Annotated in this window: 22 protein-coding genes and 1 pseudogene; 17 read left to right on the top strand and 6 right to left on the bottom strand. The window is 73.4% G+C overall.

Annotated elements, in window-relative coordinates; translation table 11 throughout:
* A pseudogene (locus MNZ27_RS16105) lies at positions 1 to 279 on the top strand (methyl-accepting chemotaxis protein); the annotation flags it as partial.
* A gap of 119 nt (positions 280 to 398) precedes the next feature.
* Here the strand turns inward: MNZ27_RS16105 and MNZ27_RS16110 are convergent.
* On the bottom strand, positions 399 to 2,057 hold the full coding sequence (locus MNZ27_RS16110; protein WP_242395114.1) for a sodium:solute symporter family transporter: 1,659 nt from the start codon (positions 2,055 to 2,057) through the stop codon (positions 399 to 401).
* 23 nt (positions 2,058 to 2,080) lie between these two features.
* Entirely contained in the window at positions 2,081 to 2,389 is a 309-nt protein-coding gene (locus MNZ27_RS16115) for a DUF485 domain-containing protein (protein ID WP_242395115.1), read from the bottom strand.
* Between the two features lie 506 nt (positions 2,390 to 2,895).
* On the opposite strand from MNZ27_RS16115, the gene MNZ27_RS16120 reads away from it, so the two are divergent.
* Positions 2,896 to 3,642, top strand: a complete 747-nt coding sequence (locus tag MNZ27_RS16120; protein WP_242395116.1) for a metallophosphoesterase family protein — start codon at positions 2,896 to 2,898, stop codon at positions 3,640 to 3,642.
* Between the two features lie 47 nt (positions 3,643 to 3,689).
* A complete protein-coding gene (locus MNZ27_RS16125; protein WP_242395117.1) occupies positions 3,690 to 5,102 on the top strand; it encodes a bifunctional serine/threonine-protein kinase/universal stress protein in 1,413 nt (470 codons plus the stop codon).
* Positions 5,103 to 5,154: 52 nt separating this feature from the next.
* Here the strand turns inward: MNZ27_RS16125 and MNZ27_RS16130 are convergent, their stop codons facing one another.
* Entirely contained in the window at positions 5,155 to 6,870 is a 1,716-nt protein-coding gene (locus MNZ27_RS16130; RefSeq protein WP_242395118.1) for an MFS transporter, read from the bottom strand.
* Between the two features lie 351 nt (positions 6,871 to 7,221).
* Between MNZ27_RS16130 and MNZ27_RS16135 the strand changes: the two genes are divergently transcribed.
* Genes MNZ27_RS16135 through MNZ27_RS16150 form a run of 4 tightly spaced genes read left to right on the top strand, consistent with a single transcriptional unit; the run spans position 7,222 to position 11,652 of the window.
* Positions 7,222 to 7,479, top strand: coding sequence for a DUF4212 domain-containing protein (locus MNZ27_RS16135; RefSeq protein ID WP_242395119.1), 258 nt, complete (start codon positions 7,222 to 7,224; stop codon positions 7,477 to 7,479).
* A 6-nt stretch (positions 7,480 to 7,485) separates the two neighbouring features.
* Positions 7,486 to 9,243, top strand: coding sequence for a sodium:solute symporter family protein (locus MNZ27_RS16140; RefSeq protein WP_242395120.1), 1,758 nt, complete (start codon positions 7,486 to 7,488; stop codon positions 9,241 to 9,243).
* A gap of 1 nt (position 9,244) precedes the next feature.
* Entirely contained in the window at positions 9,245 to 11,056 is a 1,812-nt protein-coding gene (locus MNZ27_RS16145) for a DUF294 nucleotidyltransferase-like domain-containing protein (protein ID WP_242395121.1), read from the top strand.
* Entirely contained in the window at positions 11,056 to 11,652 is a 597-nt protein-coding gene (locus tag MNZ27_RS16150) for a 3'-5' exonuclease (RefSeq protein WP_242395122.1), read from the top strand. Before MNZ27_RS16145 ends, MNZ27_RS16150 begins: the two co-directional genes overlap by 1 nt.
* Before the next feature lie 267 nt (positions 11,653 to 11,919).
* Here the strand turns inward: MNZ27_RS16150 and MNZ27_RS16155 are convergent, their stop codons facing one another.
* Positions 11,920 to 13,086 carry an MFS transporter gene (locus MNZ27_RS16155; protein ID WP_242395123.1) on the bottom strand — a complete coding sequence of 389 codons (1,167 nt, stop codon included), beginning with the start codon at positions 13,084 to 13,086 and terminating at the stop codon, positions 11,920 to 11,922.
* 20 nt (positions 13,087 to 13,106) lie between these two features.
* Here MNZ27_RS16155 and MNZ27_RS16160 point away from each other — a divergent pair, with 20 nt between their 5' ends.
* The gene (locus tag MNZ27_RS16160) at positions 13,107 to 14,174 is read left to right on the top strand and encodes a nucleotidyltransferase family protein (RefSeq protein WP_242395124.1); all 1,068 of its coding nucleotides are present in this window, start codon (positions 13,107 to 13,109) and stop codon (positions 14,172 to 14,174) included.
* A gap of 31 nt (positions 14,175 to 14,205) precedes the next feature.
* On the opposite strand, the gene MNZ27_RS16165 is transcribed toward MNZ27_RS16160, so the two are convergent.
* Positions 14,206 to 14,976: a Stp1/IreP family PP2C-type Ser/Thr phosphatase gene (locus MNZ27_RS16165; protein ID WP_242395125.1), complete on the bottom strand. Its 771-nt coding sequence runs from the start codon at positions 14,974 to 14,976 to the stop codon at positions 14,206 to 14,208.
* Positions 14,977 to 15,228: 252 nt separating this feature from the next.
* Here MNZ27_RS16165 and MNZ27_RS16170 point away from each other — a divergent pair, with 252 nt between their 5' ends.
* The 5 genes from MNZ27_RS16170 to rsmA all read left to right on the top strand — a co-directional run bounded on the left by MNZ27_RS16170 (position 15,229) and on the right by rsmA (position 21,034).
* A complete protein-coding gene (locus MNZ27_RS16170) occupies positions 15,229 to 16,170 on the top strand; it encodes a diacylglycerol/lipid kinase family protein (RefSeq protein WP_242395126.1) in 942 nt (313 codons plus the stop codon).
* Between the two features lie 136 nt (positions 16,171 to 16,306).
* Positions 16,307 to 18,418, top strand: coding sequence for a response regulator (locus MNZ27_RS16175; protein ID WP_242395127.1), 2,112 nt, complete (start codon positions 16,307 to 16,309; stop codon positions 18,416 to 18,418).
* A 142-nt stretch (positions 18,419 to 18,560) separates the two neighbouring features.
* Entirely contained in the window at positions 18,561 to 19,562 is a 1,002-nt protein-coding gene (tsaD, locus tag MNZ27_RS16180; protein WP_242395128.1) for a tRNA (adenosine(37)-N6)-threonylcarbamoyltransferase complex transferase subunit TsaD, read from the top strand.
* A 202-nt stretch (positions 19,563 to 19,764) separates the two neighbouring features.
* Positions 19,765 to 20,112 carry an SPW repeat domain-containing protein gene (locus MNZ27_RS16185; RefSeq protein WP_242395129.1) on the top strand — a complete coding sequence of 116 codons (348 nt, stop codon included), beginning with the start codon at positions 19,765 to 19,767 and terminating at the stop codon, positions 20,110 to 20,112.
* Between the two features lie 64 nt (positions 20,113 to 20,176).
* Positions 20,177 to 21,034, top strand: a complete 858-nt coding sequence (gene rsmA, locus MNZ27_RS16190) for a 16S rRNA (adenine(1518)-N(6)/adenine(1519)-N(6))-dimethyltransferase RsmA (RefSeq protein WP_242395130.1) — start codon at positions 20,177 to 20,179, stop codon at positions 21,032 to 21,034.
* A gap of 111 nt (positions 21,035 to 21,145) precedes the next feature.
* Here the strand turns inward: rsmA and MNZ27_RS16195 are convergent, their stop codons facing one another.
* Complete coding sequence (locus MNZ27_RS16195; RefSeq protein ID WP_242395131.1) at positions 21,146 to 21,409, bottom strand: hypothetical protein; 264 nt, start codon at positions 21,407 to 21,409, stop codon at positions 21,146 to 21,148.
* A 204-nt stretch (positions 21,410 to 21,613) separates the two neighbouring features.
* Here MNZ27_RS16195 and MNZ27_RS16200 point away from each other — a divergent pair, with 204 nt between their 5' ends.
* From MNZ27_RS16200 to smpB, 4 genes are all read left to right on the top strand, one after another.
* Positions 21,614 to 22,261: a deoxynucleoside kinase gene (locus MNZ27_RS16200; protein ID WP_242395132.1), complete on the top strand. Its 648-nt coding sequence runs from the start codon at positions 21,614 to 21,616 to the stop codon at positions 22,259 to 22,261.
* Positions 22,262 to 22,325: 64 nt separating this feature from the next.
* Complete coding sequence (gene panB / locus MNZ27_RS16205; RefSeq protein WP_242395133.1) at positions 22,326 to 23,240, top strand: 3-methyl-2-oxobutanoate hydroxymethyltransferase; 915 nt, start codon at positions 22,326 to 22,328, stop codon at positions 23,238 to 23,240.
* Between the two features lie 63 nt (positions 23,241 to 23,303).
* Positions 23,304 to 24,173, top strand: a complete 870-nt coding sequence (gene panC, locus MNZ27_RS16210) for a pantoate--beta-alanine ligase (RefSeq protein ID WP_242395134.1) — start codon at positions 23,304 to 23,306, stop codon at positions 24,171 to 24,173.
* Entirely contained in the window at positions 24,170 to 24,664 is a 495-nt protein-coding gene (gene smpB / locus MNZ27_RS16215) for an SsrA-binding protein SmpB (protein WP_242395135.1), read from the top strand. The genes panC and smpB overlap by 4 nt, the downstream gene beginning before the upstream one ends.
* Positions 24,665 to 24,827: the final 163 nt, after the last annotated feature.

Raw genomic sequence — 24,827 nt, forward strand, 5'->3', positions numbered from 1 at the left:
GCGATGGGGATCGTGGACCAGGTGACGCAGCGGAACGCGTCGGCGGCGGAGGAGCTGTCGTCCACGGCGGAGGAGCTGTCGTCGCAGGCGGAGGCGCTGCAGCAGCTCATGTCGTTCTTCCAGGTGAAGGACGAGCGGCGGCTCGCGCCGGTGCACGTGCCGGTGGTCGCCGCGGCGCACCCGGCCCCGGCCCCGGCCCCGGCCGTCGAGCACCCGGTGCTGCCGCACGCCGGCGCGCACCCCGGCGCGACCGGCGATCACGGGTTCAAGCGGTTCTAGGATCGGGGAGAGCCGACCGGCTTCGCCGGTCGGAGCGGCGAAGCGCTCCACGGATACGAGAAGCGGGCGGGCCCCGGAGAGCCCGCCCGCCGATCGTTCCAGGCGATCCGCCCGGCGCGCTACTCCGCGCCGACGCCGAGGTACGTGCGGATCTTCTCCGTCTCGAACGCCCGCTGGGCGCTCTCCTCGGGGGCGAGGAGCGAGACGACCCAGCCGACCAGGAACGCGGCCGCCATCGAGAAGATCGCGGGGTTCTTGAACGGGATGATCCCGACCGGCTTCCCGTCCGGCCCGAGGTGGTGGAAGACCTCGCCCCAGACGGTCGGGGAGAGGAGGATCATCACGACGGAGACGAGGGCGCCCACGATGATCGAGGCGACCGCGCCGTTGGTGGTGAACCGCTTCCACACGACGGACAGGAGCAGCGCCGGGAAGTTCGCGCTCGCGGCGATGGCGAACGCGAGGCCCACCATGAACGCCACGTTCTGGCCCTTGAAGAGGATGCCGAGCCCCACCGCGAACACGCCGAAGACCACCGTCGCGATCTTCGCCACCCGGACCTGCTCGTCCTCGGACGCCCGCCCCTTCTTGATGACGGAGACGTAGATGTCGTGCGAGTAGGCGGAGGCGCCGGCGAGGGTCAGGCCCGCCACCACCGCGAGGATCGTCGCGAAGGCCACCGCGGCGATGAAGCCGAGGAAGCCCGCACCGGCGAGCTGCTCGGCGAGGAGCGGCGAGGCCATGTTGCCGCCCTTGTCGATGCTGGCGATGAACCCGCGGCCGCCGGGGATGAGGGCCGCGGCGCCGAAGCCGACGATCGGGATGATCAGGTAGAAGTAGCCGACCAGGCCGGTCGCGTAGAGCACCGACTTCCGGGCCGCCTTCGCGTCGGGGACCGTGTAGAAGCGCATCAGGATGTGCGGCAGGCCGAGGAGGCCGAACATGAGGGCGAGGCCGAGCGAGACCGCCTCGATGGGGTTCGACACCAGCCCGCCCGGCTCGAGCGCGGCCTGGCCGTACTTGAGCCCGTTCGGCGCGCCGTTCACCACCGCCGAGTAGAGGTTGCCCGGGTTGAAGCCGAACTTCGCGAGCACGAGCACCGTCAGGAAGCTGACGCCGATGAGGAGCAGGACCGCCTTCACGATCTGGACCCAGGTCGTCGCGAGCATGCCGCCGAAGAGCACGTAGGCGAGCATCACCGCGCCGACGATCATCTCGGCCACCTCGTACTTGAGGCCGAACATGAGCTGGATGAGGGCGCCCGAGCCCACCATCTGGGCGATCGTGTAGAAGAGCACGGTCAGGATGCCGCCGACCGCCGAGGCGATGCGGACCGGCTTCTGCCGCAGGCGGGAAGCCACCACGTCCGCGAAGGTGAACTTGCCGATGTTCCGGAGCGGCTCGGCGATGAGGAACATGAGCGCGGGCCAGCCGACGAGCCAGCCGGTCGCGTAGATCATGCCGTCGTAGCCCTTCAGGGCGACCATGCCGGAGATGCCGAGGAACGACGCGGCCGACATGTAGTCGCCGGCGAGCGCGAACCCGTTCTGGAGCGCCGAGACGGAGCGGCCGGCGGCGTAGAACTCGGACGAGGTCCTGGTCTTCTTCGCGGCGAAGTAGGTGATGACGAGCGTCACCGCGACGATGAGGAAGAAGAAGCCGATCGCGGCGAAGGTCGGGTGTCCGAGCGTCGTCTCCGCCTTCGCGAGGGGAGCGGCGGCCGGGGCCGCGGGGGCGGCCTGGGAGAGCAGGAGTTGGGAAAGCGCGGTGAGGTGCATGTGCAGGTCTCCGGTCGCGAGGGCTAGTTCTTGATCTGGGCCTTGAGGCGCTCGACCTCGGGGTCGTAGGTCTTGTTGGCCCAGCCCACGTAGAGCGCGGTGAGGATCCACGCGAACACGATCACGCCGACGCCGAGCGGGATCGCGAGCGTCGTGACCTCGCCGATCTTCGTGGAGACGAGCGCCTTGTTCGTCCCGACGAGGAGGATGAACCCGTAGTACGACCCGAACAGCAGCACGAGCAGCGTCGTGCTCACGCTCCAACGCTTCCTGACGAGCGCCTTGAAGTCGGCCGACTCGAGGATCTCGTGCGGGCTCCTGTGACTCCGCATCTCCTTGCTCGGGCTGCGTGCCGGTTCCGCCATGGGGCTCCTCCACGTGCTGCGGGGCGGCTGGTTTGCTCCGCTCTCGCTCGAAAGGACGTGCGACCGTTCGACCAGGGGGCGCTGCGTCGAATGCGCACATCGCGTGAACAGTGCTACGTCAATGAGCCTACAGCACGTTCTGCGCGCATGGAAGAGGACCAAACGAAATCTTTGCTCGTATTTTGCGTGACGTGAATCAAGCAGCGCCGCCCTGAGAGGTCCACGATCCTGGGTAGTGCACCGAATGCGCGAAGAGACTGCGCGAATCGGGGGGTTGATGGGAATGTGTGTCTGCCTGTCGCACCACACGTGGACCCGCCACGCCCGACCGAGAGTAGTTCGCCGGGCGTGTGCTTCTGGTCTGCGGGCGTGCACTTCTGCCGCACCATCAGGTGGAACCGCGCAAGTGGACCCGCGGTCCGCCGCGCTCGTTCCGACTACACTTTCGAATGTCCTCGGCAGGAGGCCGCTCCATGAAGCTCGCCCTGCTCGCCGACGTGCACGCGAACCTCGAGGCCCTCACGGCCTGCCTCGCCGACGCCGAAGAGCAGGGCGCGGAGGCGTACGCCTTCCTGGGCGATCTCGTGGGCTACGGCGCGGATCCTGCGGCGGTCCTCGACGTGGTGCGCGAGCACGCGGAGCGCGGCGCGATCGTGGTCCTCGGCAACCACGACGCCGCGGTGCTCGATCCGGCGGAGGCGGCCACGATGAACGCCGCGGCCGGAGAGGCGATCGCCTGGACGCGCGGACGGCTCTCCGCGGAGCACCGCGCCTTCCTCGCCAGCCTCCCCCTCGTCGCGCGTCGGGACGATCGGTTCTTCGTCCACGCGACCGCGGACGCGCCCAGCGAGTGGGTGTACGTGACCGACCCCCTCCATGCGGGGCGCTCGCTCGCGGCGGCCGGCGCCCGCTGGGTCTTCTCGGGCCACGTCCACGAGCCCGTCCTCTACTACGCGAGCACCGCCGAGCGGCCCCTGCCGTTCCGGCCGGTCCCCGGCGTCGCGATCCCGGTCCCGGCGCGGCGGCGCTGGCTCGCGATCGCCGGCTCCTGCGGGCAGCCGCGCGACGGCAACACCGCCGCCTGTTATGCGATGATGGACGACGCGCGGCAGGCGCTCACGTTCCACCGGGTGCCGTACGACTGGCCGGCCGCGGCCGCGAAGGTGCGGGCGGCAGGGCTGCCCCCGCGGCTCGCGGATCGCCTCGCGAAGGGTGAGTGAGTGATGGCGCCGCCCGCTGCAGGAGGTCGATGCGAGCGGGGGCCCCCGTGATCCCCGCGGCGCAGCTGCCCCGGCCCGGCGAGGTCGTGGACGGGTTCCTCGTGGGAGAGCGGATCCACTCCGGCGGGATGGGCGTCCTCTACCGGGTCACCGCCCCGGGGGCGGCGTTCCCGGCGGTGATGAAGGTCCCGCGGCTCGGCCCGGGCGAGCCCGCGACCAGCGTCATCTCCTTCGAGGTGGAGCAGACCGTCCTCGCCGCGCTCTCGGGGCCGCACGTGCCGCGCTTCGTCGCGAGCGGCGAGCTGGAGCGCCGGCCGTACCTCGTGATGGAGGAGATCGTCGGCCCGTCGCTCAAGGACTGGGTGCCTCGCGCGCCGCTCCCGCCCGGGGAGGTGGCGCGGCTCGGCGGCGCCGTCGCGACCGCCCTCCACTCCCTGCACCGGCAGGACGCGATCCACCTCGACCTCAAGCCGGCGAACGTCCTCTTCCGCGACACCGGCGAGGCGGTCCTCATCGACTTCGGCCTCGCGCACCACGCCCGCTACCCGGATCTGCTCGCGGAGGAGCTCCGCCGCCCCATCGGCAGCGCACCCTACATCTCGCCCGAGCAGGTGGTGGGCGAGCGCGGCGATCCGCGCAGCGACCTGTTCGCGCTCGGCGTGATCCTGTACCAGCTCGCCACCGGGCGCCTCCCGTTCGGCTCGCCGACGAGCGAGGCCGGGCTGCGCCGCCGGCTCTGGCGCGATCCGCCCCCGCCGCGCGCCGTCGCCCCCGGGGTGCCGGAGTGGCTGCAGGAGATCGTCCTCCGCTGCCTCGAGCCGGACGCCGCGCGCCGGCCCGCGACCGCCGCGCAGGTCGCGTTCGACCTCGCCCATCCGGACCAGGTCGCGCTCGGCGAGCGGGCGCGGCGCACCCGGACCGCGGGCCCGCTCGCGCGCCTCCGCCGGTGGATCCTCGCCGCCGGCTACGAGCCCGCGCCGCTCCCGAGCCCGTCGACCCAGGTCGCCGCCGCGTCGATCGTCCTCGTCGCCGTCGCCACCCAGCACGACGACGAGGCGCAGCTCGCGGCGCTGCGCGAGGCGGTGCGTGGCGTCCTCGAGCGCGGCGGCGCGCGCCGCCTCGCCTGCGCGACGGTGATCCGGCCGATCTCGCAGCTGGGCGGCTCGCGCCAGGACGAGACCGCCGCCCGGCAGCGCCTGAAGCACCTGGCGATCCTGCGCCACTGGGCGGAGCCGCTCCGCCTGGCGACCGGCCAGGTGTCGTTCCACGTCATCGAGTCGGGCGACCCGGCGGGCGCGCTCCTCGAGTACGCGCGGGTGAACGGCGTCGATCACGTCGTGATCGGCGCCCCGCCGCCCGCCGTCCCGCTGCGCGGCGTGCTCGGCACGGTCTCGACGAAGGTCGCGCTCGAGGCGCCGTGCACGGTGACGCTGGTGCGGCCGCCGGCGAGCCGCCGATGAGGCGGCCGGGCGCGCCCCGGAGGACGCGCCCGGCCGGGATCGTGCCCGTATCCTAGGCGTGCTGGATGTCGCGATCCTTCGTCTCGGGCATGAAGATCGTCCCGATCACCGCGGTCATCAGGGCGACGCCGATGGGGTACCAGAGGCCCGAGTAGATGTTGCCGGTGGAGGCGGTGATCGCGAACGCGATCGTCGGGAGGAAGCCGCCGAACCAGCCGTTGCCGATGTGGTACGGCAGCGACATCGAGGTGTACCGGATCCGGGCCGGGAAGAGCTCGACCAGCCAGGCGGCGATGGGCGCGTACACGATGGTCACGTACAGCGCGAGGAGGAACAGCAGGAAGACCACGAGCGGCGCGTTCGCCTTGCTCAGATCGGCGGCCTTCGGGTAGCCGGCGCCGGCGAGCGCGGCGGAGAACTGCTTGTCGAAGCGGGCCTTCTCCGCCTTCGCGTTCGGCGCCTTGGCGTCGTAGCTCTGGATGAAGGTCGAGCCGATCTCGATCCGCGCCGGGCCGGTGCCCTCGACGTTCGAGTACGGCACCGCGGCGCGGGCGAGCGCCTCCTTGGCCACGTCGCAGGACGACGTGAACTTGGTGGTGCCGGTCGGGTTGAACTGGATGCTGCACTCGGCGGGGTTCGCGATCACGCGCGCCGGGCTCTTCTCCTGGGCCGCCGCGAGGGCGGGGTTCGCGGCGCGCGTGAGCGTCCGGAAGATCGGGAAGTAGGTGAGGGCCGCGAGCACGCAGCCGGCCATGATGATCCACTTGCGGCCGAGCTTGTCCGAGAGCGACCCGAACACGATGAAGAACGGCGTCGCGAACGCGAGGCCGATCGCGACCCAGATGTTCGCCGTCTTCGGATCGACCTTCAGCGTCTGCGTGAGGAAGAACAGCTCGTAGAACATGCCCGTGTACCAGACGACCGCCTGGCCGGCGACGCCGCCGAAGAGCACCAGCAGCACGACCTTGAGGTTGCCCCACCGCAGGAAGGACTCGGTGAGCGGCGCCTTCGACGACTTGCCCTCCGCCTTCATCCGCCGGAACACCGGCGACTCGTTCAGCTTGAGCCGGATGTAGACCGAGATCGCGAGCAGGGCGAGGGAGATGACGAACGGGACGCGCCAGCCCCACGCGTCGAAGGTGCTGACGAGCTTCGTGTGCGTGGGATCCGTCGGGTCGACGGTCTGGCCCGTCATGATCATCCGGCAGCCGAGGATCACCAGCAGCGAGAGGAACAGGCCGACCGTCGCGGTCGTCTGGATCCAGGAGGTGAAGCTGCCGCGCTTCCCGGGCGGCGCGTGCTCGGCGACGTAGGTCGCGGCGCCGCCGTACTCGCCGCCGAGCGCGAGCCCCTGCAGCATGCGCAGCCCGATGAGGATGATCGGCGCGGCGAGGCCGATGGTGGTGTAGCCGGGGAGCAGGCCGACGATCGCCGTCGCGCCGCCCATGATGAGGATGGTGATGAGGAAGGTGTACTTCCGGCCGATCATGTCCCCGAGGCGACCGAAGACGAGCGCGCCGAACGGGCGGACCGCGAAGCCGGCGGCGAAGGCGAGCAGCGCGAAGACGAACTGGCTGGTCTCGTTCAGCCCCGTGAAGAAGTGCTTGCCGATGAGGGCCGAGAGCGACCCGTACAGATAGAAGTCGTACCACTCGAACACGGTGCCGAGGGACGACGCGAAGATCACCATCCGCTCTTCAGCGGTGATGCCGACGCGCGCGCCCGGCGGGGCGACGGTCTTGATCGGTGACGCCGGCGAAACGGACATGGTTTCCCTCCACGGTGAGGTTGCGCAGGCTGCCGCTGCCTGGCTTCCAGGTAGGACCACGTAGCACGGGCAAGATGGCGTTTACAATTCCTAAGCGCAAATGCCGCGCGGAACGCAGATGGTGCGCGAACGATATGCGAAAGCAGAGCCCTTGAAGGGGCTTTGGTTTTTGAGTCTTTCGGGGCAAAACCGGTCCCATTCCAGTTCCGCGCGCAAAGAAGGAGCGCATGCGGTGCGTTGAGGCGGGCGTCCGGTACCCGCCAGGGTAACGCGTTGCGTCGGATGTGGGCGGAACGGAACCGGGTAGGCTGCGAGGCGAGGCGTTCGCGCGAGCAGAGGGGGGAGGGGCCGATGGATCCCGTCCGGCAGACCGCCTACTGGCACGGCACGCTCCGCGTGGTCGCGCTCGTGCTCGCGGCCTGGTTCGCGGTGTCCTGCGTCGCCGCGATCCTGCTCGCGGACCAGCTCGACCGGGTGCGCGTGGGCGGCTTCCCGCTCGGCTTCTGGGTCGGGCAGCAAGGCGCGGAGATCGCGTTCGTGCTGCTCGTCGCCGGGTACGTCGCGGCGACGAACGCGCTCGATCGCCGTCACGGCGTCTACGAGGAGTGACGCACCGTGAATGCGCTGGACGCGCGAGCGTGGACCTGGATCTTCGTCGGCGTGTCCCTCGCCGTGCACGCGGCGGTGGTCGTGTGGAGCCGCGCCCGGGCCGCGAGCGCGTACTACGTCGCCGAGCGGCGCTCCAGCCCGGCGCTGAACGGGATGGCCACCGCCGCGGACTGGATCTCCGCGGCGTCGTTCATCTCCATGGCGGGCGTCGTCGCGTCGAGCGGGCGCGACGGGTCGGTCTACCTCGTGGGGTGGACGGGCGGGTACGTGCTGCTCGCGGTGCTCGTGGCCCCGTACCTCCGCAAGTACGGCAAGTACACGGTCCCGCAGTTCGTCGGGGAGCGGTACGCCTCGAAGGGCGCCCGCGCCGTCGCGGTGGGGTGCGCGGTGTTCGTGTCGTTCACCTACGTCGCCGGTCAGCTCCGCGGCGTCGGCATCGTCCTCGCGCGGCTCGTCGGCCTGCGCGTCGAGCGCGCCGTCCTCCTCGGGGTCGCCGTGGTGCTGCTCCAGGCGGTGCTCGTCGGGAGGCGGGCCGCCACCCACACGCAGGTCGTCCGGTACGCGATCCTCCTCATCGCGTACCTGGTCCCCGCGATCTTCCTCTCGCTGCTCCTCACCGGCGTCCCGGTCCCGCAGCTCGGCCTCGGCGGGCGGCTGAGCGCCGGCGGCGCGGGGCTGCTCGGCGCCGAGCCGGGGCGGCCGCTCCTCGACGCGCTCGACGGCCTCGGGCGGGAGCTCGGCTTCGGGCGGTACACCGGCGGGACGCGGAGCCGGCTCGACCTGCTCGCGAGCACGCTCGCGCTCATGGTGGGGACCGTCGGGCTGCCGCACATCGTGATCCGCTTCTTCACGGTGCCGAAGATCCGCGACGCGCGGGCGTCGGCCGCCTGGGCGCTCCTCTTCATCGCCGTGCTCTACACGACCGCGCCCGCCCTCGCGGCGTTCGTGCGCGCCACCTACCTCCACGCGGTGGAGGGGACGCCGTACCGGTCCGCGCCCGGCTGGTTCACGGGCTGGGAGCGGACCGGCCTGGCGCGGTTCACCGACCGGAACGGCGACGGGATCATGTCGGTCTCCGGCGATCCGGCCCGGAACGAGGTCTCGGTGGACCCCGACATCCTGGTGCTGGCGGCGCCGGAGATCGCGCGCCTCCCGCCGTGGGTCACCGGCCTCGTCGCGGCCGGGGGGCTCGCGGCCGCGCTCTCGACCGCGACGGGGCTCCTCCTCGTCATCGCCGCGTCGATCTCCCGCGACCTGGTGAAGGGGCTCTGGATCCCGCGCCTCTCGGAGCGCGCGGAGGTGGGCTGGGCCCGCGGCGCGGCGACCCTCTCGGCCGCCGCCGCGGGGTGGCTCGCCGTCCACCCGCCGGGGCACGTCGCGGAGGTGGTCGCGATCGCGTTCGGCCTCGCGGCGTCGTCCTTCTTCCCGGTGCTCGTCGCCGGGATCTTCTGGCGGCGCGCGACCCGGGAGGGGGCGATCTGGGGGATGATCGCGGGGACCGCGTTCACGACGCTGTACGTCCACTGGTTCAAGTTCGCGCGCCCCGACCTCGACGGGCCCGCCCACTGGCTGCTCGGGATCTCGCCCCAGGGGATCGGGACGGTCGGGATGCTGATCAACTCCGCCGTCCTCGTGGTGGTGTCGCTCCGTACGCCGGCGCCGCCCCAGGCCGTGCAGGACCTCGTCACCCGCCTCCGCCAGCCCCGGGAGGCGGACCGCGCGCCGGGCGACGCGCCGGCCGCGGGCGCCCGGGCCCGGTGGTGACATGCCCGGCGCCGCGCTCGATCCGGTCGCGTACCTCCGCGCCACGCCGCCGTTCCACGCCGTGCCCCAGCCGCTGTTCGACCGCGCGGCCAGCGCGCTCGAGGTCGGCTTCTACCCCGCCGGCGCGCGGCTCGTGCGCGTGGGCGGGGAGCCGCTCCGCCACCTCTACGTGATCCGCAAGGGCGCGGTCCGGCTCGAGCGCCACGGGCAGGTGCTCCAGGTGCTCGAGGAGGGGGAGACCTTCGGCTACACCTCGCTCATCACCGGGCGCGCGACCCTCGACGTGATCGTGGACGAGGACCTCGTCGCCTACCGGCTCCCCGCCGCGGAGTTCGACGCGCTCCTCGCCGACGCGCAGTTCGCGGGCCACTTCGCGGTCGGCCTCGCGGAGCGGCTCAAGTCCTCGCTCGAGCACTCCGCGGTGGCGACCTTCCAGTCCGACCTCTCCCTCCCGGTGGGGCGGCTGGTGCGGCGGCCGCCGCTCTGGATCGGGGCCGAAGCCACCATCGGCGACGCGGCGCGCCTCATGAGCGCGGAGCGGGTGTCGTCGCTCCTCGTCCGGGGCGACCCGCCGGGCATCGTCACGGACCACGACTTCCGCGACCGCGTCCTCGCGGCCGGCCGCGGGCCGGAGACGCCCGTGGCGGCGGTCCTCTCGCGCCCGCTCCGCACCGCGCCGGAGGGCGCCCCGCTCCACGAGGCCTGGGCGGTGCTCATCGACGCGGGCGTCCACCACCTCCCGCTCGTGCGCGGGGACGAGATCATGGGCGTCGTCACCGCCGGCGAGGTGCTCCGGCAGAGCGCGCAGGGGCCGGTGGCGGTGCTCCGCGGCGTCGAGCGGCTCGCCTCGCGCGAAAGCCTCCCCGGGTACGCACGGAAGGTGACGGAGATGGCGGCGGCGCTCCTCGCCGGCGGCCTCGACGCCGCGGCCATCGCAGGGTTCGTGGCGCGGCTCAACGACGCGCTCGTCGCGCGCATCCTCCGCTTCGCCGAGGCGGACCTCGGCGAGCCGCCGGCGCCCTACGCGTGGCTCGCCCTGGGCTCGGAGGGGCGGATGGAGCAGACGCTCCTCACCGACCAGGACAACGCGCTCGTGTTCGGCGACGACGGCGCGGCGCGGCGGCCCTACTTCGAGGTCCTGGCGGAGCGCGTGAACGAGGATCTCGAGCTGGCGGGCTTCCCGCGCTGTCCGGGCGGCTTCATGGCGCGTCGGTGGCTCGGCACGCTCTCCGAGTGGCGCGCGCGCTTCGAGGGCTGGCTCGATCGGCCCGCGCCGCAGGCCCTGCTCGAGGCGGCGATCTTCCTCGACTGGCGGCGCGTGGCGGGGCGGCTCGACGTCTCGCCGCTCCAGGCCGTCCTCGCCGGGGCGGCGGATCGCCCGGTCTTCCTCCGGTTCCTGGCGAGGGCCGCGCTCGGCTTCAAGGTCCCGGCGTCGCTCCGGCTCCGGCTGCGCGGCGAGGCGTCCACCCTGGATCTGAAGCAGCAGGGGCTCGCGCCGGTGGTCTTCCTCGCCCGGTGCTACGGGCTCGAGGTGCGGCCGCAGGCGCGGAGCACCCTCGAGCGCCTCGCGGCGGCGCGCGAGGCCGGCGCGCTCTCGGCGGAGACGGAGGCGGCGGTGGCCGAGGCGTTTCGCTTCCTGGTCGGGCTCCGGCTGCGGCTCCAGCTCCAGGCGGTGTCGGAGGGGCGCCCCCCCGGCGACGCCGTCGCGATGTCCTCGCTCCCGGGGATCGAGCGTTCGCGCCTCAAGGAATCCCTCCGGGCGGTGCGGGGGCTCCAGGAGCGCGCGCAGCTCCACTTCAAGGTGGACTTCTGATGCGCCTCCGCTCGCCGGCGTGGGACGGCGTCGTCTACTGGGCGCTCGATCTCGAGACCGGCGGGCTCGATCCGCGGCGCGACGCGATCCTCGAGGTGGGGATGGTCCCGATCCGCGACGCGCACGTCCGGCTCGGGGAGGGGTGGCGGACGCTGGTGCGGCCGGAGGGGAACGTCGATCCGCGCTCGATCGCGGCGCACCAGCTCGTGGCCCGGGAGACGCGCGACGCGCCGCCGCTCGGGGACGTGATGCGGGAGGTCGATCGCCGGCTCGACCGGCACGTGCTCCTCGTCCACCACCGCGGCGTGGACGTCCCGTTCCTGCGGCGCGGGTACCGGGACGCGGGGCTCCGCTGGCGCAACCCCGTCGTGGTGGACACGGTCGAGCTGTTGTTCCGCCAGGCGCGCCGCGCGCACCGGCTGCGGCCGGAGCTGCCGGCGGAGCCCCCCACGGTCAACCTGTCCGCGGCGCGCGAGCAGCTCGGGCTCCCCGCGTACGAAGCCCACGACGCGCTGAGCGACGCCGTCGCGACCGCCGAGCTGTTCCTCGTCCTCCGGCAGGCGCTCGGGGCGCGGACGCTTCGGGAGCTGACGTGAACGAGTACCGAACTCGAACTCGAACCCGAACCCGAACCCGCACCCGCACCCGCACCGTATCACCGTGCCCGTCCCCGTCACCGTGACCGTTCCCCGTGCCCGCCTCCCGCTTCCCGCCTCCCGTGGCCCGTGTCTCCGTCGGACCACGGGAACCGGGCCACGGGCCACGGGACCCGGTTCAACGGGTCACGGAGAAGCCGGTGACGGTGACGGTTACGAGCACGAACACGGAGCGTCCTCGTTCCCGAACGTGACCCGGTTCACGGCTCACGGAGAGGGACGGTGACGAGCACGAAGCACGGGCGAGAGCGCCGCGAGGCCGAGGCCGAGCTCGAGCGCGGCGGCCCACCCGAAGAGCGGCGCGACCGACCCGGCGCGGTCGTACCCGGCGCCGGCGAGCGCGTACCCGGCGCCGTTCCCGGCGCCGAACACCACCGCGGTGAAGAGCGCCTGGCCCGTGGCGCGCAGGCGGCTCGGGACCAGGGCGGCCATCGCCGCGGTCGCGCACCCCCAGAAAACCCCGAAGGTGAGGCCGTGCAGGAGCTGGAGGAGGACGATCGCCGGCGCGCCCCGCGCCTGCGACAGGAGCGCCCAGCGCAGGGCGCTCCCGAGGAACGCGGTCGCGAAGAGGCCGCGCAGGCCGAAGCGCGCCTCGAGCCGCGGGAACAGGAGGAGCGCGCCGATCTCCGCCGTCACGCCCGCGGCCATCCCGAGCCCGGCCACGTCGGCGGACAGCCCGCGGTCGCGGACGAAGACCCCGTAGAGCAGATGGTACGGCGCGCAAGCGGCCCAGTGCACGGCGCACGCGCCGAGGAGCACGAGGAGGCGGCGATCGCGGATGAGGGCGGCGAGATCGCGCCGCCCGGGGCGGTCGGCGTGCAGCGGTGCGGTCGGCAGCCGCCGCGCAGCGAGCGCGTACCCGACGACCAGGGCGGTCACCACGAGCGGCACCAGCGGATCGGCGGCGCGCCCGCCGCGCGCGGTGAGGACGCGGCCGACGACGAGGGCGAGGACCACGAACCCGAGCGAGCCGAAGAGCCGGATGCGCGCGTAGGAGGCGCCTGGGCGCGCGCGGCAGTGCTCGAGGGTCACGGAGTCCACGAGCGGGACCACCGAGCGATCCCCGAGCGCCATCGCGACGATCACCGCCCCCACCGCGAGCGGCGTCCGCGCGAGGGGCAGCGCGAGCCCGGCGAGCGCCGCCCAGCCCGAGGCGAGGGCGAGGGCGCGGGCCGCGCCGGCGCGCCGGTCGGCGAACGCGGCCCACGCGGTCGCGATCGCCGGCGCGAGCAGCGACGGGACGAGCTGGACGGCGCCGATCTGCTCTCCCGTGAACCCGAGGCCGCGCAGGTACGCCGGGAAGAACGGCATGAACGCGCCGACGTTGCCGTAATAGAGGAAGTAGACGAGGCGCAGGCGCGCGGCGGAGGCCATCGGGTAGACTCGCGTGTACCATGGGCGACCTCGCTGGGATGGTGCTGTGCGCCGGGCTCGGCACGCGGCTGCGGCCGCTGACGGCCCGCGTGCCCAAGCCGGCGGTGCCGGTCTGCGGCGTCCCGCTCGTCCGCTGGTCGCTGGCGCTCCTCGCCGGCGCCGGGGTCCGCCGCGCCGTCGTGAACGTCCACCACCTGCCGGACGAGATGGCGGCCGCGGCCGGCGCGGCCGCGCGCGACCTGGCGCTGCCGCTCCACGTCTCGCGCGAGCCGGTGATCGCCGGCACGGGCGGTGCGCTCCGGGAGGCCCGCGAGGCGCTCCGCGGCGCCGACGCGGTCATCGTCGTGAACGGCGACGTCCTCTTCGACCTCGACCTCGCGGCGGCGCTCGCGGCCCACCGCGCCTCGGGCGCGCTGGCGACGATGGTCCTCCTGCCGATGCCCGCCGGCGCGACCTACGCCGCGGTCGAGGTGGACGCCGGCGGAGCGGTGCGGCGGATCGCGGGGGCGTTCGGCCCCGGGGGTGACGGTCTCTCGCCCTGGCACTTCTCGGGCGTGCACGTCCTGTCGCCCGCGCTCCTCGATCGGATCCCGGCGGCGCCGTTCGAGGCGGACGTGAACCGCCACGTGTACCCGCCGCTGATGGCGTCGGGGGCGATCCGCGCCCACGTCGCGAGCGGCTACTGGAACGACCTCGGGACGCCGGCGCGGTACCTCGCGGCGAACCTCGACGTGCTCTCCGGGGCCGTGCCGCTCGGGCGCTTCCGCGGCGCGGACCCCTTCGCCGGGGCGGCGCCGTGCGCCCCGGGCGTGATCGCGGCGCCCGGCGCGGTGATCCGGCCGGGGGCCCGGCTCCGGGGGCCGGTCCTGCTCGGCGCCGGCGCGGAGATCGAGGCCGGCGCGGAGGTGGGGCCGCTCGTCGTGGTCGGCGCCGGGGCGCGGGTGCTGCGCGGGGCCCACGTCGCGCGGGCGGCGATCTGGGCGGGGACCCGGATCGCCCCGGGGGAGCGGGTCGAGGACGCGGTCGCGGCGGGGACGGACCGGGTGCCGGCCCGCGGCCGATCGCCGAAGGCCGACGGGGATTCGTGACGAAGGTGGATCGCGACGCGCGAGCCCTCGTTCAGTCCAGCGCCTGGACCAGGACGCAGGTCACGTTGTCCCCGCCGCCCGCGGCGTTCGCGGCGTCCACGAGCGCGCCCGCGGCGTGGCGCAGGTCGCCGTGGGCGGCGCGCACGATCTCGGCGATCCGCGCGTCGGGCACCATCCCGGAGAGCCCGTCCGAGCAGAGGAGCACGACGTCGCCGGGCACGAGCGCCTCGCGGCGTAGGTCGATCTCCACCTGCGGCTTCATCCCGAGCGCGCGGACGATCACGTTCTTGTGCGGGAACGCCTCGATCTCCTCGGGGGAGAGCGCCCGCGTCTTGCGGTAGTCGTTGAGGAGCGAGTGGTCCTCGGTGAGCTGCTGGATGGCGCCCTGGCGGACGAGGTACGCCCGGCTGTCGCCGACGTGGGCGATCAGCACCGCCCGGTCGTCCCGCAGGAACGACGCGGCGACGACGGTGGTGCCCATGCCGTGCAGGCGCGGGTCGAGCTGCGCGCGCTCGTGGATCCGGAGGTTCGCGAGCTTCACGCCGGTGAGGAGCCGGTTCTCGGCCGGCCCGCGGGCCGGGTCGAGCTTGTACGGCCAGGTCGCCTCGTCGTCGCGGCCGGTGAGGGAGAAGAACTCGGCCATCTCCTCGACCGCGATCCGCGCCGCGACCTCGCCCGAGGCGTGGCCGCCCATCCCGTCCGCGACGCACCAGAGCTGCTCCTCGGGGAGCAGGAGGAACGCGTCCTCGTTGTGGGGGCGCTTGCGCCCGACGTCGCTCGCGCCGGCGTGGGAGAGCCGCATGGACCCATGAAGGTTACCCCGGCTCGGGGACGGGGTCGAGGACGGGGAGGGGGCCCGTCATCCCCCGACGGCATCCGGGCCCGTCAGGAGGCTCGTCTCGCTCATGGCGACACCCGCTTGCGTTGAGCGCAGGGTGAAGCTGCGGCCGGTTTTGGAAATTGACCGCGCCGCGCCCCGCGCCTCAAACTCGGGGCGCGCCGCGACGTGCGGGGGGACCGCCGAGGGCGGGACGACGACGGGGGCAGAGGCGGCATGGGCGGAATCGGCATCGTGAACAACCCCCGCTCGCGGCGCAATCGTCGCCACCCCGGCGTCGCGGCGCGGCTGCGGCAGCGGCTCGGCGGCGACGGCGAGGTGCTCGACGCGTCGACCCCGGAGGAGCTGGATCGCGCGGTCGAGCGCTTCCGCGCGGCGGACGTCGAGGTGCTGGGGGTGAACGGCGGGGACGGCACCGGCCACTGCGTCCTCACCGCGTTCGCGCGGGCGTACGGCGATCGTCCGCTCCCCAGGCTCCTGCTGCTCCGCGGCGGGGCGATGAACACCGTCGCGCACGGTCACCACATCCACGGCGGCCCGGAGTCGATCCTCCGCGAGGTGCTGATCCGGCGCCGGCACGGCCTCCCGCTCCGCGTCGCCGAGCGCGACCTCCTCCGGATCGAGGCGGACGGGGGGGCCCCGCGGTACGGGTTCATCTTCGGTACCGGGGTGGTGGTCACGTTCCTCGAGGCGTACTACGCGAGTCCCAGCCCGTCGCCGCTCACCGCGGCCCTCCTGCTCTCGCGCGCGATCGGGTCGGCGCTCGCGGGGGGGCGGTTCGCCGCCGCCCTCACGCGCCGCGAGCCGCTCCGGGTGACGACCGACGGGGACGAGTGGCCCGACGCGAGCTACCTCTCGGTGCTCGCCGGCGCGACGCCGGACATCGGCTTCGGCTTCAAGGTGTTCAACCGCTGCGCCGAGCAGCCCGGCTCCTTCCACGTGGTGGGGATCACCGCGGCGCCGCTGCAGCTCGCCTTCGCGCTCCGCCGCATCCACGCCGGGAGCCCCTGGCGGCGCCGCCTCGCGCAGGACGAGGTGGCGCGCGAGCTGGTGCTGGAGGGCGCGCGGCCGCGCTTCACGATCGACGGCGATCTCTACGGCGCGGAGCGCCGGATCCGGGTCTCGACCGGGCCGGCGATCGAGATCGTGCTGCCGTAGACCGGCGCCGCCGCGCTCGCTCCATCCGCCCGGATCCGAGCCCGGACCGGCCACGCACGGCTGTTGACTCCGCCCTCTTTCCGGTGCCTGATCGAGCGATCCGGCGCGCCGGGAAAAGGCGCGGAAAGGCGACAGCTTGGCGAAGCAGCACCTGCTCCTCGTCGACGGCGATCCGAAGTCGCTCCGCGTGATGGAGGTCTCGCTCAAGAAGGCGGGCTTCTCGGTCACGACGGCCCAGAACGGGCGCGACGCGCTCGAGAAGTGCGCGATCTCCCCGCCCGACCTGGTCCTCTCCGACACGAAGATGCCCGAGATGGACGGGTTCGAGCTGTGCCGCCGGCTGAAGCAGGACGATCGCTACCGCGGCATGCCCTTCGTGTTCCTGACCGGGCAGAAGTCGGTCGAGTACAAGGTGAAGGGGCTCGAGCTGGGCGTCGAGGACTACCTGACGAAGCCCATCTACATCAAGGAGATCGTCACCCGCGTCCGGATCCTGCTGCAGAAGAAGGAGAAGGAGCGGCTCGAGAAGAAGGACCTCAAGGCGAGCTTCGCGGGCAACCTCGCCGACATGGGCGTCGTGGATCTCGTGCAGACGCTCGAGATGGGCAAGAAGTCGGGCGCGCTCCACGTCAAGAACACGAAGGGCGTCGAGGCGATCTGCTACTTCAAGGACGGGCGGATCCTCGACTGCGAGCTGGGCGGGAAGGTCACCGGCGAGAACGCGTTCTACCGCCTCCTCAACTGGCAGGACGGCGACTTCGCCATCGAGTTCAAGCCCATCGAGCGCGAGGAGCGGATCCCGGTCTCGACGCAGGGGCTGCTCATGGAGGGCATGCGCCGGATCGACGAGTGGGGGCGGATCGTCGAGCAGCTCCCCCAGCTCGACCGCGTCTTCGAGATCGACTACGCGCTCCTCGCCGAGCGGCTCGCCGAGATCCCCGACGACGTGAACGTGCTGCTGCGCCGGTTCGACGGACGGCGAACGCTCGAGGAGGTCATCGACGACTCGGACCAGGACGATCTCGCGGCGGCGGGGGTCATCTCGAAGCTGTTCTTCGAGGGGATCATCAAGGAAGCGGTGAACCCGCCTCCGGACGCCGCTCCTGCGCCGGTCGTGCGGCCGGAGCCCGCGGCGGAGGTGCCGCCCGACACCGCGCCACCCTCCGCCGCCGTGCCTCCCGAGCCGGAGGGGATCGACTGGTTCGCCGGCCCCGTCCGCGGGGCGGCGGACGCGTCGCCGCCGCCGGAGTCGGAGCCGGAGCCGGAGCCGCGGGAGCAGCCCGCGGACGCCGCCAAGATCCTGCCGTTCCCGGCGCCGCGCCGGGAGCCCTCGCCCGAGCCGCCGGCGCAGCCTGCGCCGCCGGCGGCGTACCGCCCGCCCACGCAGTACTCGATCCCGGTCCCGCCGCCGGGCTCCATCCCGCCGCCGCCGTCGATCGCGGCGGCTCAGGGGCAGGCCGCCGCGTGGCAGGCCGCCGCCGCGCCCGCGCCCTTGGCCATGGAGCCGGCCCCGGCCCGCCTCGAGCCGGAGCCCCGAGCGCCCCGCCCGCGCGAGGCTCACGCGGCGGACGAGGAGCCGATCGCGGGCGCGCCACGCCGGTCACGGGCGGTGCTCCTCGCGGTCATGGCCCTCGCGATCGCGGCGCTCGCCGTGGCCTTCGCGGTGCTGCGGAGGCCCGCGCCGATCGAGACCGCCGCTCCGCCCGCGGCCGCGCCCGCCGCTCCGGAGCCCCCCGCGCAGGCGGAGGCGCCAGTGCCCGCCGCCGTCCCGTCGGAGCCCGCGCCCGCCGCAGCCGCACCGTCCACGGCGGTGGTCGCTCCGGCTCCGGTCGCTCCGGCCGCGCCGGAGCGAGCGCCGGCTCGTGCCGCCCCGCCGGCCCGCAACGACGAGGCCGACGCCCGCCGCCTCCTCGCGGACGCCGAGCGGAAGTACGAGAGCGGACGGTTCATGGACGCCATCGACGATTACCGGAGCGCCCTCGCCCTGCGACGGAGCGCGCCGGGGCACGTCGGCCTCGCGCGGGCGCTCTACGACGCGAACCGCTCGAAGGAGGCGCTCCGCGAGATCGACCACGCGCTGCAGCTCGACGACAGGTACGCGGCCGCCTGGCTGCTGCTCGGCGAGATCCACCAGGCCGAGGGGCGCAAGGCCCAGGCCCGGACCGCCTACGAGCGGTTCCTGCAGCTCGAGTCGCGGGGCGACCAGGCCCGCGCCGTGCGCGAGATCCTCGAACGGCAGCTCCGGTGACAGGGGCTCGCGCGGGGCCGGGCGCCGAGTTAGGTTCGGCCGCCATGCGAGTCCTCGCCATCGAGACCTCCTGCCACGAGATCCTTCTTTCCGGGGGGACACTCGCCTCGCGGACAGCGGCCTCCTCCCTCGGAAATCGGCGATGAAGATCCTCGCCATCGAAACCTCATGCGACGAGACCGCCGCCGCCATCGTCGAGGACGGGCGGAGGTCGCTGGCGGACGTCGTGTCCACGCAGATCGAGATCCACCGGCGCTGGGGCGGCGTCGTCCCGGAGCTGGCGAGCCGGAACCACGTGGTCCAGGTGATGCCGGTGGTGGACGAGGCGCTGGCGCGCGCCGGCGTCGGGCCGGACGCGCTCGACGCGATCGCGGTCACGAGCGGTCCGGGGCTCGTCGGGGCGCTCCTCGTCGGGGTCCAGGCCGCCAAGGCGCTCGCCGCCGCCTGGGAGAAGCCGCTCGTCCGCGTGAACCACCTCGAGGGGCACCTCGTGGCCGCCTTCCTCTCGGAGGCGCCTCCGACGTTCCCGTACCTCGGCCTGGTGGTCTCGGGCGGCCACACGTCGCTCTACGCCGCACGCGGCTTCGGGGACTACCAGCTCCTCGGTCAGACCCGCGACGACGCGGCGGGCGAGGCGTTCGACAAGGGCGGCAAGCTCCTCGGCCTGCCGTACCCGGGCGGCGTCGCCATCGACCGGCTCGCGAAGGAGGGCGATCCCGCCGCGATCCGGTTCCCGAAGGCCATCGTGAAGGGGGCCGATCTCGACTTCAGCTTCTCCGGCCTGAAGACCGCGCTCCTCCTGCACGTGAAGAAGCACGGCGTCCCGGAGGGGAAGGGGCTCGCGGACCTGTGCGCGAGCTACCAGGAGGCGATCGTGCGGGCGCTCGTCGAGAAGGCGTTCCGCGCGGCGCGCCGGCTCCAGCTCGATCGGCTCGTCCTGGCCGGCGGCGTCGCCGCCAACAGCAGGCTCCGCGCCGCGGCCGTCGCGAAGGCCGCCGAGTACGAGGGGATGAGCGTCTCGCTCCCGCCGGTGAGGCTCTGCACGGACAACGCCGCGATGATCGCCGTGGCCGGGACCCAGGCGTTCCTGCGCGGCGAGCGCGCCGGGCCGGAGCTGAACGCCGATCCGGCGTGGAGGCTGTGAACGTCGAACGCCGGGCGGTGGCACGCGAACCCGCACCCGCACCCCAACCCGCACCCGACCTGCCATCCATGCCCGTGCCCGTGACCCGGTGACCTTGGAGGCTCGAGCCCAGGCTCGGGCCGCGTACGCGTCCAGGCACGGGGACGGGGCGCAGGCCTGAAGCCCGACCGGTGCGCATCTTCATCTACGAGGTGCGCCCTCCATGTTCGCTCGCTGGCTCAACGTCCTCTTCGGCGTGTGGTTCCTCGCGACGGCGTTCATCGCGGGGCCCGGCTCCCCCGAGTTCGGGAACCACGTCTTCCTCGGCCTCGCGATCTTCCTCCTGGCGTTCCTCGCCATGGGGTACCCCGGGTTCCGGCTCCTGACGTTCCTGCTCGGAGGCTGGGCGATCGTGGCGCCGTTCGCCCTGCATTACGCGGCGACCGGGTTCGCGGTCCACGACATGGCGCTCGGCGCGCTGGTGATGTGGAGCGCCGCCACCGCGACGCGGGCCCCGGGGCGCCGGCGGGGTCCGCCGCACGTCGAGCTCCCGCCGGGCACGCCTCCGTAGGTCCCGCTCCGAACGCGGTGCTCCGAACGCGACGCCGACCCGGCGCCGCGCGATACTGCGCCGGATGACCGGACGCTACCCGAGCCCGCGCGCGCTCCTCGATCGCTACGGGCTCCACGCGAAGAAGAGCTGGGGCCAGAACTTCCTCGGCGACGAGAGGGTCCTGGACGACATCGCCCGGCTCGCTGCGCCGCGGGCGGGCGAGACCGTGCTGGAGCTCGGCGCAGGGCTCGGTCACCTCACCGCCCGGCTCGTCGCGCGCGGCGCGCGGGTGGTCGCGGTGGAGCGCGACCGGGACATGGCCCGGGTGCTCCGGGGGGAGCTCGGCGATCGCATCACGCTCGTCGAGGCGGACGCGGCGCGGCTCGACCTCCCGGCGCTCGCCGCGAGGTACGGGGCCGGGCCGTCGCCGCGGCTGGCCGTCGTCGGGAACCTGCCCTACCACCTCACGAGCCCGATCCTGTTCTCGCTGCTCGACCAGGTCGAGCACGTGCTCCGGGCGGTGTTCCTCCTGCAGCGCGAGGTCGCCGAGCGGCTCGCGGCACCGCCCGGGTCGCGCGACTGGGGCATCCTCTCGGTCCTGCTCCAGCGCGAGGCCGACGTCTCGGTGGAGCGGATCGTGCCGCCGGGCGCGTTCTGGCCGCCGCCGAAGGTGTCGAGCGCGGTCCTGTGCGCGCTCTTCCGTCCGCCGGCCGATCCCATCGTGGACCGGGAGCGGTTCCGCCGGCTCGTCAAGGCGGGGTTCGCTCAGCGGCGCAAGACGCTCCGGAACGCGCTCGAGGCGGGAAAGATCGCCGGGCCGGAGGCGCTCGGGGCGGCGCTCGCGACCGCGGGCGTCGATCCGGGGCGCCGGGGAGAGACCCTCGGCCTCGCGGAGTGGGCGGCGCTCGAGCGGGCGCTCGGGCCGGTCGCGACACCGTAGGGAGAAGAGGACGCGCCGGGCCCCGCAAACTTCACGGGCGCCCGTCCGCAAACTCGCCGCTCGCCCCAACCAACCGGTCGAACGGGCGCCCGTGACCCTGTCGCGGGCGGCCTAGAGGCCGCCGGTGCGCGCGGTGGCGAGGAGGAGGCTCATGTTCCGAGCACCGTTCTCGCCGAGGTAGCGCCGGAAGGCAGACCCGTCGAGCCGCATCGACCGGATGGTCGACGCCACGATGTCGTCGTAGCTCGGCGCATTCGGCTTCCTGAGCTCGATCGCGATCTTGAGGATCGCGCGCGAGAAGGCCGGGTCGATCCCGCCCTCCTCCTCCGTGGTCCTCGTGACCGCCTGCTCGGTGACCGCAACGCGCCTGCCCATCGCGAGCTCCTCCTGACCCTTCCAACCGCGCGAAATCGGTGGTGACGATACGTGGCGTGACGTGGGCTGTCAATGGGAACCCTGATCGGAGGATCACGGGATCCGAGATCCAAATGTCACATGCCCGATGCGCTCCGCCGGGAGGCGACGCCTTGCAGGCGCCCGGCCGCCGTGGCAATCTCCTGATTTCACGCGCGGATCCGCATGGAACGCCCCCGGTACATCGCCGTCGAAGGTCCCATCGGCGTCGGCAAGACGGCGCTGGCGCGCATCCTGGCGGAGCGCCTCGAAGGGAGGCTCGTGCTGGAGCAGGTGGACGAGAACCCCTTCCTGCGCGGGTTCTACGCCGACCGGCAGAAGCACGCCTTCCAGGCGCAGCTCTTCTTCCTGCTCTCGCGCTTCCAGCAGCAGCAGGCGCTCTTCCAGCAGGACCTGTTCTCGCGCTCCACCGTCGCCGACTACCTCTTCGCGAAGGACCGGATCTTCGCGGCCGTCACCCTCGACCCCGACGAGCTCGCGCTCTACCGGCAGATCCACGATCTGCTGCAGCCGCGAATCGTCCGCCCCGATCTGGTCATCTACCTGCAGGCGCGGGTCGAGGTCCTCGCCGCCCGGGTGAGGAAGGGCGGCCGGGACTACGAGCGCGGCGTGGAGACGGGCCACCTCGAGGCGCTCGCGAAGGCGTACAACGACTTCTTCTTCCATTACGAGGAGACGCCGCTCCTGGTCGTGAACACGAGCGACATCGACCTCGAGGGCAACCCGGAGGACCTCGAGGCGCTCCTCGCCGTCGTGCGGAAGCACCGCAAGGGGACGCAGCACTACGTACCGCTGGGAACGCGGGCGTACTAGACTCTCCACCCGTCGTACCAAAGGGCGGGACCTCGCGAGAGGCCTACACCGGAGGTCGTCGAAAATGTCGAGTCACGTCGCAGGGCCGCGGAAGCACGTCACGATTCACGAGCTCCGCAGGATGAAGGAAGCCGGTGAGCGGATCGCCTCCGTCACCGCCTACGACGCGACCGCGGGGCGCCTCGTCGCCGCCGCGGGCGCGGACGTGGTGCTGATCGGGGATTCGCTCGGGATGGTGGTGCAGGGACACGACTCCACGCTGCCCGTGACCCTGGAGCACATGATCTACCACTGCGCGGCGGTGCGGCGCGGGCTCGCCCGCGGCGACGGCCGCGCACACCTCGTCGCCGACCTGAACTTCGGCAGCTACCAGGCGAGCACCGACGAGGCGGTGAAGGCGGCGATGCGGCTCGTGGCCGAGGGCGGCGCCGAGGCGGTGAAGCTCGAGGGCGGCGCCGACTACGCCGAGGTGATCCGGCGGATCGTCCGCGCCGGCGTCCCGGTGATGGGGCACATCGGGCTCACCCCCCAGTCGGTGCACAAGATGGGCGGCTACGTCGTGCAGGGGAAGGAGTCGGACAAGGCGCAGCAGCTCCTCAAGGACGCGCGCGCGCTCGAGGTGGCCGGCTGCTACGCGGTGGTGCTCGAGTGCATCCCCGCCGAGCTCGCGCGGATCGTCACCGGGCAGCTCCGCATCCCCACCATCGGCATCGGCGCCGGGCCGCACTGCGACGGGCAGGTGCTCGTGCTGAACGACCTCCTCGGCCTCGACGACGCGTTCACGCCCAAGTTCGTGAAGCGCTTCGCGGAGCTGGGCGCCGCGGTGAAGGAGGCGGTGGGCGCCTACGTCGGCGAGGTGAAGGGCCGGACGTTCCCCGCCGACGCCCACAGCTTCCACACGAGCGCGGTCCGGCTGGTGCCGGTCCGCCCGGAGAACGACCGGGACGAGCCGCCCGACGCGATGGGCGCGCCGATCTAGCGCCGTCCTGCACCCTCGACCACCGCGCGGGCGTCCACCGCCTCCGCGCCGGAGCCTCACGCCTTGAAGATCCCCGAGCTCGTCACCGATCCCGCCGCCTGGCAGGCGCGCTGCCACGCGGCGCGCGAGGCCGGCACGCGCCTCGCCCTCGTCCCGACGATGGGGTACCTGCACGACGGCCACCGTTCGCTCCTGCGGGCCGCCCGCGCCCGCGCCGACGAGGGCGGGCGCCGCGGGCTGGCGGTCGCCTCGATCTTCGTGAACCCGACCCAGTTCGGGCCGGGCGAGGATCTCGCCCGCTACCCCCGCGACCTGGAGGGCGACCTGCGCACGTGCGGCGAGGCGGGGATCGACTGGGTGCTCGCGCCTTCGGATCCGGCCCTGATGTTCCCGGCGGACCACCAGACCTGGGTCACGGTCGAGGGCGTGTCGCAGGGGCTCTGCGGCGCCTCGCGCCCGGGGCACTTCCGCGGCGTCGCCACCGTCGTGGCGAAGCTCTTCAACCTCACCCGCCCGCACGTGGCGCTCTTCGGCGAGAAGGACTTCCAGCAGCTCGCGGTGATCCGCGCGATGGTGCGGGACCTGGCGTTCGGGATCGAGATCCAGGGGATGCCCATCGTGCGCGAGGCGGACGGGCTCGCCCGTTCGTCCCGGAACACGTACCTCTCGGCGGAGGAGCGCGCCCGCGCCCTGACCCTCTCCCGGGCCCTGCGCGCCACGCAGGAGGCGGCCGCGCGGGGGGAGCGCGACGCGGCGTCGCTGCGGGCCCACGCGCGCGCGCTGCTCGAGGCGGCGGCCGCGAAGGTGGATTACGTCGAGCTCGTGCATCCGGAGACGCTCCGCCCCGTGGAGCGCGCGGTCACCGGGAGCGTCCTGCTCCTCGCCGCGTACTTCGGCAGGACGCGGCTCATCGACAACGGCCGGCTGCCATGAAGCGGGGCGGCGGGGGGAAGCGCGAGGTCGAGGAGGGGGTGAAGGTGGTCGCCACCAACCGGCGCGCCCGCTTCGACTTCACGATCGAGGACACCTGGGAGGCGGGGATCTCGCTCCTGGGGAGCGAGGTGAAGTCGCTCCGCGAGGGGAACGTGAACCTCTCCGACGCCTACGCCCAGCCCAAGGGGAGCGAGCTCTTCCTCGTGAACTGCCGGATCGGCGAGTACAAGCAGGCCGGGCCGTTCGGCCACTCGCCGCTCCGCGACCGGAAGCTGCTCCTCAAGCGCGCCGAGCTCGACCGGATCCGCGGGCGCGTCGAGCAGCGCGGCTACACCCTCGTCCCGCTCCAGCTGTACTTCAAGGAGGGCTGGGCCAAGCTCGAGCTGGGGCTCGGGAAGGGCCGCTCGCACGAGGATCGGCGCGAGGCGATCGCCGAGCGCGAGTCGAAGCGGGAGATGGATCGCGCGCTCGCGCGGGGCCGGCGGAGGTAAACGCAGGGTAGGGGACCCGCCGCAGGCGGGGGAGGGGCGCAGCCCCTCACCGCGGGGACCTCGCGCGCGGTCGCGAAGCGAAGCGCGCGAGGTCACGGGCCCCGCGTAGCCGGGGTGGGGCCCCGACGGCTTTGCCGGCGGGGCGGGGCGGCACGCCCCGTGG

Origin of the sequence: Anaeromyxobacter oryzisoli, assembly GCF_022690765.1 — a bacterium.
Lineage (GTDB): Bacteria > Myxococcota > Myxococcia > Myxococcales > Anaeromyxobacteraceae > Anaeromyxobacter > Anaeromyxobacter oryzisoli.